Raw genomic sequence first — 233 nt, forward strand, 5'->3', positions numbered from 1 at the left:
GGTTTGGCGAGAAACAGATTGAGCACCAGGATGCCACCACCCAGCATGGCGCACAGCCAGAAGCCGGACAGCCCGTGGACGTAGCCCAGGCGCACCGTGCCCACGGTGGCGGCGCCACCCAGCACCGTGGCGGCCATGGTGCCCAGGTAGCAGGCCGGGCCGAGGTTGCGACCGGCGACGAGGAATTCTTCCTGATTACGGGCGCGGCGCATGCCGTACCAGCCAAGCAGGAG

Annotated in this window: 1 pseudogene; it reads right to left on the reverse strand. The window is 68.2% G+C overall.

The features are described 5' to 3' along the window. A pseudogene (locus FS767_RS22660) lies at positions 1 to 233 on the reverse strand (sodium:solute symporter); the annotation flags it as partial.

Origin of the sequence: Pseudomonas sp. DE0010 (assembly GCF_007680745.1) — a bacterium.
Lineage (GTDB): Bacteria > Pseudomonadota > Gammaproteobacteria > Pseudomonadales > Pseudomonadaceae > Aquipseudomonas > Aquipseudomonas parafulva_B.